Consider the following 17,749-nt stretch of genomic DNA (forward strand, 5'->3'; position numbering starts at 1 on the left):
TTAATTATTCTGGTAAAGGTCGCGATAGAGCCGGCTTTCAAAGCGCACCAGCGGAATACGGCGGTTGCGCTGATCGGTAGGCTCTACGGCATAGCCGGAAAGATATTGAACAAACGCCATGCGCTGTCCGCTGGCCGTTGTAATAAAGCCCGCCAGGTTATAAACCCCCTGCAGCGAGCCGGTTTTGGCGGACACTTTGCCGTCAACGCCCGCCTCATGAAGACCTGCGCGGTACAGCAGAGATCCGTCATGCCCCGCCAGCGGCAGCATAGAGATAAAATTCAGCTGGCTGTCATTGCGGGCGATGTATTGCAGCACCTGCATCATCGTCGCGGGCGCTATCAGATTATGGCGCGACAGGCCGGAACCATCCACCACGATAGTATTGCCTAAATCCACGCCCGCCTTCTGACGCAGGATCTGGCGAACGGCGTCAGAGCCTGCGCGCCAGGTGCCGGGTACGCCGTAGAAATTACGCCCGATGGTGCGAAACACCGTGTCGGCGATCATATTGTCGGATTTCTTTAACATTACGCGCAGGAGATCGTGCAGCGGCGGAGACTGACGGCTCGCGATAACCGTCCCCGGCTCGTTGGGCTGCGTCTGGCGCAGCAGCGTGCCGTTATAGGTGATGCCGGCCTGTTTCAACTCCGCTTTAAGTATCGCGCCGGCATAGCCCGCGCCATCCTGAATCGCGAAGGCCAGCGGCAGCGGATCGGCGCGCTGCGTCATGCAGCCTGTCAACGTATAACGGTTCAAATCGCCTGTCACCACGTCCAGCTCGCAATACTGCGCTTCCGACGAGCCGCGCGGCAGGGTTTTCACCTGGCTGTAGACGTTGACCGGATAATAAGAGGCGATACGCACAAATGCCGGTTCGCCCGCTTGCGGGGCGCTGTAAAGCGACACCGAAAAACAGTTGCGATCGACGATAGCGGCCGACGGCGGGGCGCTGAAGCATTGGGTCATGTCGTTCCACGGCCAGCCGGGCGCTTTATCATGGCTTGCGAAAGCGGAGGTATCGATCAGCACGTTTCCTTTTATTTGCTGAACGCCCGCTTTTTTCAGCGCCGTCACCATATTGCGCATATCCTGACGCTTAAAGGTTGGGTCGCCGGTGAAACGCGCAATTAAATCGCCATCAAGTACGCCATCGCGCACATCGCCACGGCTCTCAAGCGTGGTGGTGAAGCGGTAGTCTGGCCCAAGCTGCAATAGCGCGGCCAGCGCAGTAATCACTTTTTGCGTACTGGCAGGCAACGCCATCTGCTGGCTGTGAAAATCAATCTCAGGGGAGCTGGCTCCGACTTTTTGCACCATCAGGGCGAGATTCGCGCCGGCGGGTAACTGATTGATATACTCTTCAACATTGGCGGCACTGGCATTCAGGGCTACACTGGTGGTCAATCCGACAGCAAATCTGGAAAATCGCATAATCTCGCGGTAACAGCTGGAAACGTGCCGTCATACTAAGGCGCATCGCCCTGCAAAGTAAACGATGACCCTTCGGGAACTTCAGGGTAAAATACGTATCAAATTGCAAAATCGTTCCTGACCTGGGGCTTTGTCTCCGGGTCAGTTTTCTTTTGTTTGCCGTCCGGGGCTGGAAGGTTTTCCGGGCTGGCGTGCAGCCGGAGCGGGCTGTGAACCGTTCTTAACAGGACAGTGAGAGGTATAACAAATGCAACCTATTCCGATGACCTTACGTGGCGCTGAGAAATTACGCGAAGAGCTGGAGTATCTGAAATCCGTGCGTCGTCCGGAAATCATCGCCGCCATCGCCGATGCCCGCGAGCATGGCGATCTGAAAGAAAATGCCGAATACCATGCTGCTCGCGAGCAACAGGGTTTCTGCGAAGGGCGTATTAAAGATATCGAAGCGAAGCTGTCGAACGCTCAGGTGATTGATATCACTAAGATGCCTAACAATGGCCGTGTGATTTTCGGCTCTACCGTTACGGTACTGAACCTGGATACTGACGAAGAGCAGACGTACCGCATCGTTGGCGACGACGAAGCAGACTTCAAACAGAATCTCATTTCTGTGAACTCGCCTATCGCGCGCGGTCTGGTGGGTAAAGAGTTGGACGACGTGGTGACCATTAACACCCCGGGCGGGCAGGTTGAATTTGAGATTATCAAAGTCGATTATCTTTAACGCCAGCCTCTGAACGGTTGTTTTTTCGGTAAGAGACACGCCTGATAGTCAGACTGGCTGATTTGTGCGATTCACCTCAACCGGCATGACAGCAATACCGTTCAGATTGTAAAGAAAGGAAAAAGGCCGCTAAGCGGCCTTTTATCAACAAACGGGGCGTGGCATTTTGCACCCTTGCCTGTAGTTTGCGGCTTCTGCGATCGCTCGCAAAACCCACCGCTTAGCGGGGCAGCGAAATTTTACGTTCCTTTGACGGGCGGTAGAGCACCAGCGTTTTTCCGATGACCTGTACATTACAGGCGCCGGTTTCACGCACGATGGCATCCACAACCAGGGTTTTAGTTTCGCGGTCTTCAGTGGCGATCTTCACCTTGATTAACTCATGGTGCTCAAGCGCTTGTTCAATCTCGGCCAGTACCCCTTCGGTCAAACCATTGTTGCCAAGCATAACCACCGGCTTGAGCGGATGGGCGAGACCTTTCAGGTGCTGTTTTTGTTTAGTACTCAGATTCATCGTATTTTTTGCTTACGTTGGGATTGAAAACGGGTCATTCTACCGCCATCTCCCAATTATCGCCAAATGGCAATACGTGGGTTTTTGAGCCTGCGGCTCACGATGAACCCGGATGGAATGTGAAATGACAGGTAAAAAGCGTTCTGCCAGCTCCAGTCGCTGGCTACAGGAACACTTTAGCGATAAATATGTTCAACAGGCGCAGAAAAAAGGGTTACGTTCCCGTGCCTGGTTTAAACTTGATGAAATACAGCAAAGTGACAAGATTTTTAAACCAGGAATGACGGTTGTCGATCTTGGCGCCGCGCCTGGCGGATGGTCACAGTATGTGGTCACGCAAATAGGAGGAGCAGGCCGTATTATCGCTTGCGATCTTTTACCAATGGATCCTATCGTTGGTGTGGACTTCCTTCAGGGCGACTTTCGTGATGAATTAGTCATGAAAGCGTTACTGGAACGCGTGGGTGACAGTAAAGTACAGGTTGTCATGTCAGATATGGCACCGAACATGAGCGGGACTCCGGCTGTAGATATCCCCCGCGCCATGTATCTGGTGGAACTGGCGCTTGAGATGTGTCGGGATGTCCTGGCGCCGGGCGGCAGTTTTGTAGTGAAGGTGTTTCAGGGCGAAGGTTTCGATGAGTACCTGCGGGAAATTCGCTCCCTGTTTACGAAGGTGAAAGTTCGTAAACCGGACTCTTCTCGTGCCCGTTCACGTGAAGTGTACATTGTAGCGACCGGGCGCAAACTATAGTACCCTGACGCTGTTTGTTAACACAGTTGTAATATGAGGTTAATCCCTTGAGTGACATGGCGAAAAACCTAATACTCTGGCTGGTCATCGCAGTTGTGCTGATGTCAGTATTCCAGAGCTTTGGGCCCAGCGAGTCGAGTGGCCGTAGGGTGGATTACTCTACCTTCCTGCAAGAAGTTAACCAGGACCAGGTTCGCGAAGCGCGTATCAACGGACGTGAAATCAACGTTACCAAGAAAGATAGTAACCGATACACGACTTATATTCCCGTAAACGATCCCAAACTCCTTGATAACCTGCTGACCAAAAACGTAAAAGTTGTCGGCGAACCGCCTGAAGAGCAGAGCCTGCTGGCCACTATCTTCATCTCCTGGTTCCCGATGCTGCTGCTGATTGGGGTCTGGATATTCTTTATGCGCCAGATGCAGGGCGGCGGTGGCAAAGGCGCCATGTCGTTCGGCAAAAGCAAGGCGCGCATGCTGACGGAAGATCAGATCAAAACCACTTTCGCTGACGTGGCAGGCTGCGACGAAGCGAAAGAGGAAGTCGGCGAGCTGGTGGAATACTTGCGCGAGCCGAGCCGTTTCCAGAAGCTGGGCGGTAAAATTCCGAAGGGCGTCCTGATGGTCGGCCCGCCGGGTACCGGTAAAACCCTGCTGGCGAAAGCTATCGCGGGCGAGGCGAAAGTGCCGTTCTTTACCATTTCCGGTTCCGACTTCGTAGAAATGTTCGTGGGTGTGGGTGCGTCCCGTGTTCGCGACATGTTCGAACAAGCTAAAAAAGCGGCGCCGTGCATCATCTTTATCGATGAAATCGATGCCGTGGGTCGCCAGCGTGGCGCCGGTCTTGGTGGTGGTCACGATGAACGTGAGCAGACCCTGAACCAGATGCTCGTTGAGATGGATGGTTTTGAAGGCAACGAAGGCATTATCGTCATCGCGGCGACTAACCGTCCTGACGTGCTTGACCCTGCGCTGTTGCGCCCAGGCCGTTTTGACCGTCAGGTCGTGGTTGGTCTGCCGGATGTGCGTGGTCGTGAACAGATCCTGAAAGTGCACATGCGTCGCGTACCGCTGGCGCCAGATATCGACGCGGCAATCATTGCGCGCGGTACGCCTGGCTTCTCCGGTGCTGACCTGGCTAACCTGGTCAACGAAGCGGCGCTGTTTGCCGCGCGCGGCAACAAACGTGTCGTATCGATGGTTGAGTTCGAAAAAGCGAAAGACAAAATCATGATGGGTGCGGAACGCCGCTCCATGGTGATGACGGAAGCGCAGAAAGAATCCACCGCGTACCACGAAGCGGGCCATGCGATTATCGGCCGTCTGGTGCCAGAGCACGATCCGGTTCATAAAGTGACGATTATCCCGCGCGGTCGCGCGCTGGGCGTAACGTTCTTCCTGCCTGAGGGCGACGCTATCAGCGCCAGCCGTCAGAAGCTGGAAAGCCAGATTTCTACGCTGTACGGCGGCCGTCTGGCGGAAGAGATTATCTACGGGCCGGAGCATGTCTCCACTGGTGCGTCTAACGACATTAAAGTCGCGACTAACCTTGCCCGTAACATGGTGACCCAGTGGGGCTTCTCCGACAAACTTGGTCCGCTGCTGTACGCGGAAGAAGAAGGTGAAGTATTCCTGGGCCGTAGCGTGGCGAAAGCCAAGCATATGTCAGATGAAACGGCGCGTATCATCGATCAGGAAGTTAAAGCCCTGATTGAACGTAACTACAATCGCGCTCGTCAGATCCTGAACGATAACATGGACATCCTGCATGCCATGAAAGACGCGCTGATGAAGTATGAAACCATCGACGCGCCGCAAATCGACGATCTGATGGCTCGCCGTGATGTTCGCCCGCCAGCGGGCTGGGAAGATCCGGGCGCCAACAATAACTCTGACAGCAACGGTACGCCGCGTGCGCCGCGTCCGGTCGATGAACCGCGTACGCCGAACCCGGGCAACACCATGTCTGAGCAGTTTGGCGATAAATAATTGCCTGCTGTAGCATCGCTGCATTAATTAAAACCCCGGCCTGTCCGGGGTTTTCTGTTTTCGTTCATTCAAGTTCATAAGGGAATGGCAATGAAACTCTTCGCTCAGGGCTCAACGCTCGAACTTTCTCATCCGCATGTCATGGGGATACTGAATGTCACGCCGGATTCTTTTTCCGATGGCGGTCAGCACAACACGCTGACAGAGGCGGTAAAACACGCCAATGCGATGATTAACGCCGGTGCGACCATCATTGACGTAGGCGGAGAATCGACGCGCCCTGGGGCGGCGGAAGTCAGCGTGGAAGAAGAGCTTTCTCGCGTGGTGCCGGTGGTGGAAGCGCTGGCGCAGCGTTTTGAGGTCTGGGTGTCGGTTGATACGTCTAAACCAGAAGTGATCCGCGAGTCGGCGCGGGTCGGCGCGCATATCATTAACGATATTCGCTCGCTGACGGAGCCAGGCGCGCTTGAAGCGGCGGCAGAGACCGGTTTGCCGGTGTGTCTCATGCATATGCAGGGCCAGCCGAAAACGATGCAGCAGGCGCCGCACTATGAAGATGTTTTTGCCGACGTCACGCGCTTTTTTGAGCAGCATATCGCCCGCTGCGAAGCGGCAGGCATTACAAAAGAAAAAATCATACTCGACCCGGGATTCGGTTTCGGTAAAAATCTGACCCACAATTACCAGCTTCTCGCCCGGCTTTCAGAATTCCAGCGTTTCGGAATGCCTTTGCTGGTGGGAATGTCGCGTAAATCGATGATTGGACAACTACTTAACGTCGGGCCCGATCAGCGCCTGCCCGGAAGCCTTGCCTGCGCGGTGATGGCGGCCATGCAGGGGGCGCAGATTATTCGGGTTCATGACGTTAAAGAAACCGTCGAAGCGATGCGCGTGGTGGAAGCAACTCTTTCAGCGAAGGATAAAAAATACTATGAGTAACCGTAAATATTTTGGGACAGACGGCATTCGCGGTCGCGTGGGCGATGCGCCGATTACCCCGGATTTTGTCCTGAAACTTGGCTGGGCGGCGGGCAAGGTGCTGGCGCGTCACGGCTCCCGCAAAGTCATTATCGGCAAGGACACACGCATTTCTGGCTACATGCTCGAATCCGCACTGGAAGCGGGGCTGGCTGCGGCCGGGCTTTCTGCGCTGTTCACCGGGCCGATGCCGACGCCTGCGGTTGCTTACCTGACGCGTACTTTCCGTGCTGAAGCCGGGATTGTTATCTCCGCCTCCCATAACCCGTTCTATGATAACGGGATTAAATTCTTCTCCATCGAAGGCACAAAATTGCCGGATGAAGTGGAAGAAGCGATTGAAGCGGAGCTGGAGAAAGAAATCAGCTGCGTGGATTCCGCAGAGCTGGGTAAAGCAAGCCGTATTGTGGACGCTGCGGGTCGTTATATCGAATTCTGTAAAGGCACGTTCCCGAACGAACTTAGCCTTAACGGGCTGAAAATCGTAGTGGATTGCGCTAACGGCGCGACGTATCACATCGCGCCTAACGTGCTGCGGGAGCTGGGCGCTCGCGTTATTACTATCGGCTCTGAACCGGACGGGCTGAACATCAACGAGAAATGCGGCGCGACAGATGTTCGCCTGCTGCAGGAGCGCGTGGTAGCCGAGAAGGCCGATCTGGGTATCGCATTCGACGGCGACGGCGACCGCGTCATCATGGTCGACCATGAAGGCAACAAAGTCGATGGCGACCAGATCCTGTACATCATTGCGCGTGAAGGGCTGCGTCAGGGACAGCTGCGCGGCGGCGCGGTCGGCACACTGATGAGCAACATGGGGCTTGAAGTTGCGCTCAAACAGCTTGGCATTCCGTTTGCGCGTGCAAAAGTGGGCGACCGCTACGTGCTTGAGAAAATGCAGGAAAAAGGCTGGCGCATCGGGGCGGAAAACTCAGGCCACGTCATTTTGCTGGATAAAACCACGACGGGCGACGGCATTGTGGCCGCGCTGCAGGTATTAACCGCGATTGCGCGTAACCATATGAGCCTGCACGATCTTTGCAGTGGCATGAAGCTCTTCCCACAGATCCTGGTCAACGTGCGCTTTACGCCAGGCAGCGGCGATCCGCTGGAACATGCCACCGTGAAAGCGGTGACTGAAGACGTAGAACAGGCGCTGGGTAAACGCGGCCGTGTGCTGCTGCGTAAATCCGGTACCGAGCCGCTCATCCGCGTGATGGTAGAAGGCGAAGACGAAGCGCAGGTGACGGAATTTGCGCACCGGATTGCGGACGCCGTGAAAGCGGTTTAAGCACAGGCATGCTTAAAAAGGCGGCGAAAGTCGCCTTTAAAATCGTCGTTTTAGCGCAATTTGCCGTTTTTTTCCGCAGTCAGCATTTGCCGGTAAAATTGCGCTTGCGCGCCCAGAACTCTTTCGTTAGTATTCACACCCGCTTCAGTAGGGAATGACAAATACCCTGCTTTATTGGTTTGAAGCAATTGGCTGCGGTAACCCCGCAAGGAACAGGTTGATTATGTACGAAGCTCTTTTGGTAGTTTTCCTTATTGTAGCGCTGGGCCTTGTTGGTCTTATCATGCTGCAGCAAGGTAAAGGCGCTGATATGGGAGCCTCTTTTGGCGCAGGCGCTTCTGCTACGCTGTTCGGTTCAAGTGGTTCTGGTAACTTCATGACCCGTATGACAGCTGTGCTGGCAACCCTGTTCTTCATTATCAGCCTGGTGCTGGGTAACATTAACAGCAACAAAACCAGTAAAGGAAGCGAGTGGGAAAATCTGACTGCGCCAGCAAAAACTGAGCAGACTCAGCCCGCAGCGCCGGCTAAGCCGACCAGCGATATCCCGCGTTAATTTGTCAGCTTCGCGCAGTAAACAGAAACTGCGCACTATAGTGCCGAGGTGGTGGAATTGGTAGACACGCTACCTTGAGGTGGTAGTGCCCGATTGGGCTTACGGGTTCAAGTCCCGTCCTCGGTACCAAATCCCAGCAGAACTTGCAATTTAGACGTTTAAGGCGTAGTATTTGCCACGTTTCGGACGCGGGGTGGAGCAGCCTGGTAGCTCGTCGGGCTCATAACCCGAAGGTCGTCGGTTCAAATCCGGCCCCCGCAACCACTTTCCCTGAGAGTTGTTTTTCAAATATACTGTGAAGTGCAGCGAATGCCTTCCTCATCGTTTTGAAAGAAAATTCCCTGGAAGGTGTTCCGGACCGCACATTGCGGTTTACAGGGTTCAGTTATTAAAAGCCCCGATTTATCGGGGTTTTTTGTTATCTGGCTAAAGAATAACTGGGCTATATGCCCTTTTTTTATGTCCTGGGGGTGGGCTTGTCCACATTAGAGCAAAAATTAACAGAGATGATTACGGCACCGGTGGAAGCGCTGGGCTACGAACTCGTCGGCATCGAATTCATTCGCGGTCGCACATCGACGCTGCGCATCTATATTGATAGTGAAGATGGCATCACTGTTGACGATTGTGCTGATGTCAGCCACCAGGTTAGCGCCGTTCTTGATGTCGAAGACCCGGTTACGGTGGCTTACAACCTGGAAGTCTCCTCGCCTGGCCTCGACCGTCCTCTCTTCACTGCCGAACATTACGCCCGTTACACTGGTGAAGAGGTGACGCTGGTACTGCGTATGGCGGTACAGAATCGTCGTAAGTGGCAGGGAGTCATTAAAGCCGTTGATGGCGAAATGATTACCGTTGCAGTTGACGGCAAAGATGAAGTGTTCGCGCTAAGTAATATCCAGAGAGCGAACCTGGTACCCCAATTTTAACAGTCTGGATTGAGGCGAAGGCCCCTGATGAATAAAGAAATTTTGGCTGTTGTCGAAGCAGTTTCCAACGAAAAAGCGGTTCCGCGCGAGAAAATTTTTGAAGCGCTGGAAAGCGCCCTGGCTACGGCAACCAAGAAAAAATATGAACAAGAGATCGATGTTCGCGTGAGCATCGACCGTAAAAGCGGTGATTTCGACACGTTCCGCCGCTGGGTTATTGTTGAAGAAGTTACCCAGCCGACCCGCGAAATCACGCTGGAAGCGGCGCGTTACGAAGATCCGAGCCTGAACGTCGGCGAGTACGTCGAAGATCAGATCGAATCCGTGACGTTTGACCGTATCACCACGCAGACCGCTAAACAGGTCATCGTACAGAAAGTTCGTGAAGCCGAACGCGCGATGGTCGTTGACCAGTTCCGCGAACATGAAGGTGAGATCATCACCGGCGTGGTGAAAAAAGTTAACCGCGAAAACATTACGCTGGACCTCGGCAGCAACGCCGAAGCGGTCATTTTGCGTGAAGATATGCTGCCGCGTGAAAACTTCCGTCCGGGCGACCGTATTCGCGGCGTGCTGTACGCAGTACGTCCTGAAGCGCGCGGCGCTCAGCTGTTCGTCACGCGCGCCAAACCGGAGATGCTGATCGAGCTGTTCCGCATCGAAGTACCGGAAATTGGCGAAGAAGTGATTGAAATTAAAGCCGCTGCTCGCGACCCAGGGTCACGCGCTAAAATCGCGGTGAAAACCAACGACAAGCGCATCGATCCGGTTGGCGCCTGCGTCGGTATGCGCGGCGCGCGTGTTCAGGCGGTGTCGACCGAGCTTGGCGGCGAACGTATTGATATCGTGCTGTGGGATGATAATCCGGCACAGTTCGTTATCAATGCCATGGCGCCGGCAGATGTCGCGTCTATCGTGGTGGATGAAGACAAACACACCATGGATATCGCCGTCGAAGCGGGTAATCTGGCGCAGGCTATCGGCCGTAACGGTCAGAACGTGCGCCTTGCTTCACAGCTGAGCGGCTGGGAACTCAACGTCATGACTGTTGACGATCTCCAGGCGAAACACCAGGCTGAAGCGCACGCCGCTATTGATACTTTCACGAAGTATCTCGACATTGATGAAGAGTTCGCCACGGTTCTGGTGGAAGAAGGCTTCTCCACGCTCGAAGAACTGGCCTATGTGCCGATGAAAGAGCTGCTGGAAGTTGATGGCCTGGATGAGCCGACCGTGGAAGCATTACGCGAACGCGCTAAAAATGCGCTCACCACCCTTGCGCTGGCTCAGGAAGAGAGCCTCGGCGATAACAAACCGGCTGACGATCTGCTGAACCTTGAAGGTATGGATCGTACGCTGGCTTACAAACTCGCTGCTCGCGGTGTGTGTACGCTTGATGACCTCGCCGATCAGGGCGTGGACGACCTCGCGGATATCGACGGGTTGACCGATGAGAAAGCCGGTGAGCTTATCATGGCCGCTCGTAACATCCGCTGGTTTAGCGATGAAGCGTAATAAACTGTAGCAGGAAGGAACAGCATGACTGATGTAACCGTAAAAGCGCTGGCCGCAGAGATTCAGACCTCCGTGGACCGCCTGGTACAGCAATTCGCTGATGCAGGGATCCCGAAGTCCGCTGAAGACTCTGTGACGGCACAAGAGAAACAAGCCTTACTGGCGCACCTGAACCGCGAACATGGTTCAGGGCCAGATAAGTTGACTTTACAGCGCAAAACGCGCAGTACTTTAAATATTCAGGGTACCGGCGGGAAAAGTAAGTCGGTACAGATCGAAGTCCGCAAAAAACGCACCTTTGTAAAACGTGATCCGCAAGAGGCAGAGCGTCTCGCCGCGGAAGAACAGGCGAAGCGTGAGGCGGAAGAGCAGGCCCGTCGTGAAGCAGAGGAAGCTGCCAAACGAGAGGCAGAGGAAAAAGCCAAGCGTGAAGCCGGCGATAAGGCTAAACGTGAAGCTGAAGAACAGGCTAAACGCGATGCCGCTGATAAAGCGAAACGTGAAGCTGCGGAAACGAGCAAAGTGAGCAATCAACAAACTGACGAAGTGAGCAAAGCTGCTCAGGCGGAAAAAGCCCGCCGCGAAGCTGAAGCCCTTGACCTTAAGCGCAAGGCCGAAGAAGAAGCGCGTCGCAAGCTGGAAGAAAACGCCCGTCGCGTAGCAGAAGAAGCCCGTCGTATGGCTGAAGAGAACGCGACCAAGTGGGAAAGCGGCAGCGAAGAAGAATCTGAAGACAGCAGCGACTACCATGTCACTACTTCCCAGCACGCACGTCAGGCAGAAGATGACAGCGATCGCGAAGTAGAAGGTGGCCGTAGCCGCGCGCGTCCGGCGAAAGCCGCTCGCCAGAAAAAAAGCAACAAGCATTCCGAATCCAAAGCGGATCGCGAAGAAGCCCGTGCAGCCGTTCGCGGCGGCAAAGGCGGCAAGCGTAAAGGCAGCTCCCTGCAGCAGGGCTTCAACAAGCCGGCTCAGGCAGTTAACCGCGACGTTGTTATCGGCGAAACCATCACCGTCGGCGAACTTGCTAACAAGATGGCTGTAAAAGGCTCTCAGGTTATCAAAGCGATGATGAAGCTGGGCGCGATGGCGACCATTAACCAGGTTATCGATCAGGAAACCGCGCAGCTGGTTGCTGAAGAGATGGGCCACAAGGTTATCCTGCGTCGTGAAAACGAGCTGGAAGAAGCGGTAATGAGCGACCGTGATATGGGCGCACAGGCCGAGCCGCGCGCACCGGTCGTGACCATCATGGGTCACGTTGACCACGGTAAAACCTCTCTGCTTGACTACATCCGTTCCACGAAAGTGGCCTCGGGCGAAGCGGGCGGCATTACCCAGCACATCGGTGCGTACCACGTACAGACCGACAACGGCATGATCACCTTCCTGGATACCCCGGGCCACGCCGCGTTTACCGCGATGCGTGCACGTGGTGCGCAGGCAACGGATATCGTGGTTCTGGTTGTTGCGGCGGACGACGGCGTGATGCCGCAGACCATCGAAGCTATCCAGCACGCGAAAGCGGCGAAAGTGCCGGTTGTCGTTGCGGTGAACAAAATCGATAAGCCTGATGCCGATCCGGATCGTGTTAAAAACGAACTGTCTCAGCACGGTATCATCCCGGAAGAGTGGGGCGGCGAGAGCCAGTTCGTCCACGTTTCTGCGAAAGCGGGCACCGGTATCGATGAGCTGCTGGACGCGATCCTGCTGCAATCCGAAGTTCTGGAACTGCACGCGGTACGTAAAGGCATGGCGACTGGCGTAGTTATCGAATCCTTCCTGGATAAAGGTCGTGGTCCGGTTGCTACCGTTCTGGTTCGCGAAGGTACGCTGAACAAAGGCGATATCGTGCTGTGTGGCTTTGAATATGGCCGCGTACGTGCGATGCGTAACGAACTGAACCAGGAAGTCCAGGAAGCGGGCCCGTCCATTCCTGTTGAGATTCTGGGTCTCTCCGGCGTTCCTGCCGCGGGTGACGAAGTGACCGTGGTTCGTGATGAGAAGAAAGCGCGTGAAGTGGCTCTCTATCGTCAGGGCAAATTCCGCGAAGTCAAACTGGCGCGTCAGCAGAAATCCAAACTCGAGAACATGTTCGCGAACATGACCGAGGGCGAAGTTCACGAAGTCAACATCGTGCTGAAAGCCGACGTACAGGGCTCCGTAGAGGCGATTTCCGACTCCCTGCTGAAACTCTCCACCGACGAAGTGAAGGTGAAGATTGTGGGCTCGGGCGTGGGTGGCATCACCGAAACCGACGCCACGCTGGCTGCGGCTTCCAACGCCATCCTGGTTGGCTTTAACGTTCGTGCCGACGCCTCCGCGCGCCGTGTTATCGAAGCGGAAAGTCTGGATCTGCGCTACTACTCCGTCATCTATAACCTGATCGACGAAGTGAAAGCGGCTATGAGCGGCATGCTGTCGCCTGAGCTGAAACAGCAGATCATCGGTCTGGCCGAAGTGCGCGATGTGTTCAAATCGCCGAAATTCGGTGCGATCGCGGGCTGTATGGTTACCGAAGGCACGATTAAGCGTCATAACCCAATCCGCGTACTGCGCGACAACGTGGTTATCTATGAAGGCGAGCTGGAATCCCTGCGCCGCTTCAAAGATGACGTTAACGAAGTCCGTAACGGCATGGAATGTGGTATCGGCGTTAAGAACTACAACGACGTCCGTGTTGGCGACATGATCGAAGTCTTCGAGATCATCGAAATCCAGCGCAGCATCGACTAATCCCTGTTTGCCCGGCGGCAGAACGTTTGCCGGGCGTGGATTAGGACATATTTGTAGGCCGGGTTAGCGAAGCGCCACCCGGTATGAATATTCAAAAGGGGCTAATAGCCCCTTTTTTGTCTGGAGATTTTATTATGGCGAAAGAATTCGGTCGCCCGCAGCGCGTCGCGCAGGAGATGCAAAAAGAAATTGCCATCATTCTGCAGCGCGAAATCAAAGATCCGCGCGTTGGGCTGATGACCACCGTATCGGGCGTTGAAGTATCTCGCGACCTGGCGTATGCCAAAGTGTTCGTGACGTTTCTGAACGATAAAGACGATGCGGCGGTAAAAGCCGGTATTAAAGCGCTGCAGGATGCCTCAGGCTTTATCCGCTCGCTGCTGGGCAAAGCCATGCGCCTGCGCATCGTGCCGGAACTGACCTTCTTCTATGACAACTCGCTGGTTGAAGGGATGCGCATGTCCAACCTGGTCACTAGCGTAGTGAAACACGACGAAGAACGTCGCGTTAATCCGGACGACGACAAGGAGGAATAATGAGTCGTCCTCGTCGTCGCGGTCGCGACGTGCATGGCGTATTGCTGCTGGATAAGCCACAGGGGCTCTCCTCTAACGACGCGCTGCAAAAAGTAAAGCGTATCTATAACGCGAATCGAGCGGGCCATACCGGCGCGCTGGATCCGCTGGCGACCGGCATGTTGCCCATTTGTCTCGGCGAAGCGACCAAGTTTTCCCAGTATCTGCTCGATTCCGATAAGCGTTACCGTGTGATTGCGCGCCTCGGGCAGCGCACCGACACCTCCGATGCCGACGGCACGGTGGTGGAGGAGCGCCCGGTCACGTTCAGCGAGCAGGAACTGCAGGATGCGCTGGAGAGCTTTCGCGGCGACACCATGCAGGTGCCGACCATGTTCTCGGCGCTGAAATATCAGGGCAAGCCGCTGTACGAATATGCGCGTCAGGGTATTGAAGTGCCGCGTGAAGCGCGTCCAATTACCGTTTATGAGCTGCTTTTCATTCGCCATGAAGGCGATGAACTGGAGCTGGAAGTGCACTGTTCGAAAGGCACCTACATCCGCACCATCATTGACGATTTAGGCGAGAAACTCGGTTGCGGCGCGCATGTTATTTATCTGCGCCGCCTGGCGGTCAGTAAGTATCCTGTCGAGCGTATGGTGACGCTGGAGCAGCTCAATGCGCTGCTTGAAGAGGCGCAGACGCGTGAAATCGCGCCGTCCGAACTGCTCGATCCGCTGTTAATGCCGATGGACAGCCCGGCGGCGGACTACCCTGTGGTGAATCTTCCGCTGACGTCATCCGTTTACTTTAAGAATGGCAATCCGGTGCGTACCAGCGACGCGCCGTCAGAAGGCCTGGTGCGCGTGACGGAAGGCGAAGCGCAGAAGTTTCTCGGCATGGGCGAAATCGACAGCGAAGGGCGCGTGGCGCCCCGTCGCCTGGTGGTGGAGTATCCGGTTTAACGCGCGTCGTTACCTTGCGATAACAAGCCGTGACAGGTAGAATATTGCGGCTAAACACTACGTCCGTCATTTTAATGCAGACGTAGCCCCGGGTGGCTGAATTAGAGATCGGCACCCTTATTTTTTATAAACTGGAGTTGAAAATGTCTCTAAGCGTTGAAGCTAAAGCTAAAATCGTTTCTGAGTTTGGTCGTGGTGAGAACGACAGCGGTTCTACCGAAGTTCAGGTTGCACTGCTGACTGCGCAGATCAACCACCTGCAGGGCCACTTCGCAGAGCACAAAAAAGATCACCACAGCCGTCGTGGTCTGCTGCGTATGGTTTCTCAGCGTCGTAAACTGCTCGACTACCTGAAACGTAAAGATGTAGCACGCTACACTGCGCTGATCGAGCGCCTGGGTCTGCGTCGCTAATCACTGCGAGTTTCAGAAAAGGGGGCCTTTACGGCCCCTTTTTTCGACCAGACGGCAGCAATTGCGAGTAAACTCATGTATTGTTGCTAAGTATGATCTTCGTTGCAGAGGTTCGCGCGGCTAATGAGAGGCTTGATTCGCACAGGCGGGTTAGGGTTGTCATTAGTCGCGAGGATGCAAAGAGGATCGGGTACTGTCAGCACGGCTTTGGGCGTGCTGTTCTTCATTTAGAAAGGGTATAATTTTGCTTAATCCGATCGTCCGCAAATTTCAGTATGGTCAACATACTGTCACTCTTGAAACCGGAATGATGGCTCGTCAGGCCACTGCTGCCGTTATGGTAAGCATGGATGACACTGCGGTATTCGTGACCGTGGTTGGCGCTAAAAAAGCGAAGCCGGGCCAGGACTTTTTCCCACTGACTATTAACTATCAGGAGCGTACCTACGCTGCTGGCCGCATTCCTGGCGGTTTCTTCCGTCGTGAAGGCCGTCCGAGCGAAGGCGAAACGCTGATCGCGCGTCTGATTGACCGCCCGCTCCGCCCGCTGTTCCCGGAAGGCTTCGTTAACGAAGTTCAGGTTATCGCGACCGTCGTTTCCGTTAACCCGCAGGTTAACCCGGATATCGTTGCGATGATCGGCGCGTCCGCCGCGCTGTCTCTGTCCGGTATTCCGTTCAATGGCCCGATTGGTGCTGCCCGCGTGGGTTACATCAATGACCAGTACGTACTGAACCCAACCCAGGAAGAGCTGAAAGCCAGCAAACTGGATCTGGTGGTTGCCGGTACCGAAAGCGCCGTGCTGATGGTGGAATCCGAAGCAGAACTGCTGAGCGAAGATCAGATGCTGGGCGCCGTTGTATTTGGCCACGAGCAGCAGCAGGTTGTGATTCAGAACATCAACGATCTCGTGAAAGAAGCGGGCAAACCGCGCTGGGACTGGCAGCCTGAAGCCGCGAACGAAGCGCTGAACGCGCGCGTTAAAGCGCTGGCTGAATCTCGTCTGAGCGACGCTTACCGCATCACCGACAAACAAGAACGTTACAGCCAAATCGACGCTATCAAAGCGGACGTTATCGCGGCACTGCAGGCTGAACAGGCCGAAGGCGACGCGCTTGACGAAAACGAGCTGGGCGACATCCTGCACGCTATCGAGAAGAACGTTGTGCGTTCCCGTGTGCTGGCTGGCGAACCGCGTATCGATGGCCGCGAAAAAGACATGATCCGTGGTCTGGACGTACGCACTGGCGTACTGCCGCGTACTCACGGCTCCGCGCTGTTCACCCGTGGTGAAACGCAGGCTCTGGTAACCGCGACGCTGGGTACCGAGCGCGACGCGCAGAACATCGACGAGCTGATGGGCGAGCGTACTGACCGCTTCCTGTTCCACTACAACTTCCCTCCGTACTCTGTTGGCGAAACCGGCATGGTCGGTTCTCCGAAGCGTCGTGAAATCGGTCACGGTCGTCTGGCGAAACGCGGCGTACTGGCAGTGATGCCGGCAGCGGACCGCTTCCCGTACACCGTACGCGTAGTATCTGAAATCACCGAATCCAATGGTTCTTCTTCCATGGCTTCCGTGTGTGGCGCTTCTCTGGCGCTGATGGATGCAGGCGTGCCGATCAAAGCCGCTGTCGCGGGTATCGCGATGGGTCTGGTGAAAGAAGGCGAAAACTTTGTCGTACTGTCCGACATTCTGGGTGACGAAGACCACCTGGGCGACATGGACTTCAAAGTAGCGGGTTCCCGCGAAGGTATCACTGCGCTGCAGATGGATATCAAAATCGAAGGTATCACCAAAGAGATCATGCAGGTGGCGCTGAATCAGGCTAAAGGTGCGCGTCTGCACATCCTTGGCGTGATGGAACAGGCTATCAACGCGCCGCGTGGCGATATCTCTCAGTTCGCACCGCGTATTCACACCATCAAGATCAGCCCGGACAAGATCAAAGACGTGATCGGTAAAGGCGGTTCTGTGATTCGTGCGCTGACCGAAGAAACCGGCACCACTATCGAAATCGAAGATGACGGTACCGTGAAAATCGCCGCGACCGATGGCGAAAAAGCGAAGCATGCGATTCGTCGTATTGAAGAAATCACCGCTGAAATCGAAGTGGGTCGTATCTACAATGGTAAAGTGACCCGTATCGTTGACTTCGGTGCCTTCGTCGCTATCGGCGGCGGTAAAGAAGGTCTGGTACACATCTCTCAGATCGCTGACAAGCGCGTTGAGAAAGTGACCGACTATCTGCAGATGGGTCAGGAAGTACCGGTTAAGGTACTGGAAGTTGACCGTCAGGGCCGCGTACGCCTGAGCATTAAAGAAGCGACCGAGCAGACTCAGGAAGCAGCAGCCCCTGCTGCGCCGGAAGCCGAGTAAGGTTTGCCGTTTAGCTCTCCGTGGCGACACGGAGAGCGATTTGTTACGAGGCAG

At 55.1% G+C, this 17,749-nt stretch carries 15 protein-coding genes and 2 tRNA genes; 15 read left to right on the forward strand and 2 right to left on the reverse strand.

Features of this window, described 5'->3' with window-relative positions; genetic code table 11:
* On the reverse strand, positions 1-1,434 hold the full coding sequence (gene dacB, locus AACV31_RS04195; RefSeq protein WP_075199411.1) for a serine-type D-Ala-D-Ala carboxypeptidase: 1,434 nt from the start codon (positions 1,432-1,434) through the stop codon (positions 1-3).
* 247 nt (positions 1,435-1,681) lie between these two features.
* Between dacB and greA the strand changes: the two genes are divergently transcribed.
* The gene (gene greA / locus AACV31_RS04200) at positions 1,682-2,158 is read left to right on the forward strand and encodes a transcription elongation factor GreA (protein WP_007766791.1); all 477 of its coding nucleotides are present in this window, start codon (positions 1,682-1,684) and stop codon (positions 2,156-2,158) included.
* Between the two features lie 220 nt (positions 2,159-2,378).
* Here the strand turns inward: greA and yhbY are convergent, their stop codons facing one another.
* Positions 2,379-2,672: a ribosome assembly RNA-binding protein YhbY gene (yhbY, locus tag AACV31_RS04205; RefSeq protein ID WP_007704969.1), complete on the reverse strand. Its 294-nt coding sequence runs from the start codon at positions 2,670-2,672 to the stop codon at positions 2,379-2,381.
* Between the two features lie 124 nt (positions 2,673-2,796).
* Between yhbY and rlmE the strand changes: the two genes are divergently transcribed.
* The 14 genes from rlmE to pnp all read left to right on the forward strand — a co-directional run bounded on the left by rlmE (position 2,797) and on the right by pnp (position 17,695).
* Positions 2,797-3,426, forward strand: coding sequence for a 23S rRNA (uridine(2552)-2'-O)-methyltransferase RlmE (gene rlmE / locus AACV31_RS04210; RefSeq protein WP_004385066.1), 630 nt, complete (start codon positions 2,797-2,799; stop codon positions 3,424-3,426).
* A gap of 56 nt (positions 3,427-3,482) precedes the next feature.
* Positions 3,483-5,417 (forward strand): ATP-dependent zinc metalloprotease FtsH, encoded by a 1,935-nt coding sequence (ftsH, locus tag AACV31_RS04215; protein WP_004385065.1) that lies wholly within the window; start codon positions 3,483-3,485, stop codon positions 5,415-5,417.
* Positions 5,418-5,507: 90 nt separating this feature from the next.
* The gene (gene folP, locus AACV31_RS04220) at positions 5,508-6,356 is read left to right on the forward strand and encodes a dihydropteroate synthase (RefSeq protein ID WP_146376578.1); all 849 of its coding nucleotides are present in this window, start codon (positions 5,508-5,510) and stop codon (positions 6,354-6,356) included.
* Positions 6,349-7,686: a phosphoglucosamine mutase gene (gene glmM, locus AACV31_RS04225; protein ID WP_007766797.1), complete on the forward strand. Its 1,338-nt coding sequence runs from the start codon at positions 6,349-6,351 to the stop codon at positions 7,684-7,686. The genes folP and glmM overlap by 8 nt, the downstream gene beginning before the upstream one ends.
* Positions 7,687-7,909: 223 nt before the next feature.
* A complete protein-coding gene (secG, locus tag AACV31_RS04230; protein WP_007704983.1) occupies positions 7,910-8,242 on the forward strand; it encodes a preprotein translocase subunit SecG in 333 nt (110 codons plus the stop codon).
* Positions 8,243-8,284: 42 nt separating this feature from the next.
* Positions 8,285-8,371, forward strand: a tRNA-Leu gene (locus tag AACV31_RS04235).
* 58 nt (positions 8,372-8,429) lie between these two features.
* A tRNA-Met gene (locus AACV31_RS04240) sits at positions 8,430-8,506 on the forward strand.
* Positions 8,507-8,718: 212 nt separating this feature from the next.
* Positions 8,719-9,171 (forward strand): ribosome maturation factor RimP, encoded by a 453-nt coding sequence (gene rimP / locus AACV31_RS04245; RefSeq protein WP_012815023.1) that lies wholly within the window; start codon positions 8,719-8,721, stop codon positions 9,169-9,171.
* A 27-nt stretch (positions 9,172-9,198) separates the two neighbouring features.
* Positions 9,199-10,686, forward strand: coding sequence for a transcription termination factor NusA (gene nusA / locus AACV31_RS04250; protein ID WP_007766802.1), 1,488 nt, complete (start codon positions 9,199-9,201; stop codon positions 10,684-10,686).
* Positions 10,687-10,710: 24 nt separating this feature from the next.
* Positions 10,711-13,422, forward strand: a complete 2,712-nt coding sequence (gene infB, locus AACV31_RS04255; protein WP_012815025.1) for a translation initiation factor IF-2 — start codon at positions 10,711-10,713, stop codon at positions 13,420-13,422.
* A 134-nt stretch (positions 13,423-13,556) separates the two neighbouring features.
* Positions 13,557-13,958 carry a 30S ribosome-binding factor RbfA gene (gene rbfA / locus AACV31_RS04260; protein WP_007766816.1) on the forward strand — a complete coding sequence of 134 codons (402 nt, stop codon included), beginning with the start codon at positions 13,557-13,559 and terminating at the stop codon, positions 13,956-13,958.
* A complete protein-coding gene (truB, locus tag AACV31_RS04265; RefSeq protein WP_161589593.1) occupies positions 13,958-14,902 on the forward strand; it encodes a tRNA pseudouridine(55) synthase TruB in 945 nt (314 codons plus the stop codon). The genes rbfA and truB overlap by 1 nt, the downstream gene beginning before the upstream one ends.
* 143 nt (positions 14,903-15,045) lie before the next feature.
* Entirely contained in the window at positions 15,046-15,315 is a 270-nt protein-coding gene (rpsO, locus tag AACV31_RS04270) for a 30S ribosomal protein S15 (protein WP_004385056.1), read from the forward strand.
* 244 nt (positions 15,316-15,559) lie between these two features.
* Positions 15,560-17,695 carry a polyribonucleotide nucleotidyltransferase gene (gene pnp / locus AACV31_RS04275; protein WP_075197335.1) on the forward strand — a complete coding sequence of 712 codons (2,136 nt, stop codon included), beginning with the start codon at positions 15,560-15,562 and terminating at the stop codon, positions 17,693-17,695.
* Positions 17,696-17,749 lie beyond the last annotated feature (54 nt).

Origin of the sequence: Cronobacter sp. EKM101R (assembly GCF_963888145.1) — a bacterium.
Taxonomy (GTDB): domain Bacteria; phylum Pseudomonadota; class Gammaproteobacteria; order Enterobacterales; family Enterobacteriaceae; genus Cronobacter; species Cronobacter turicensis.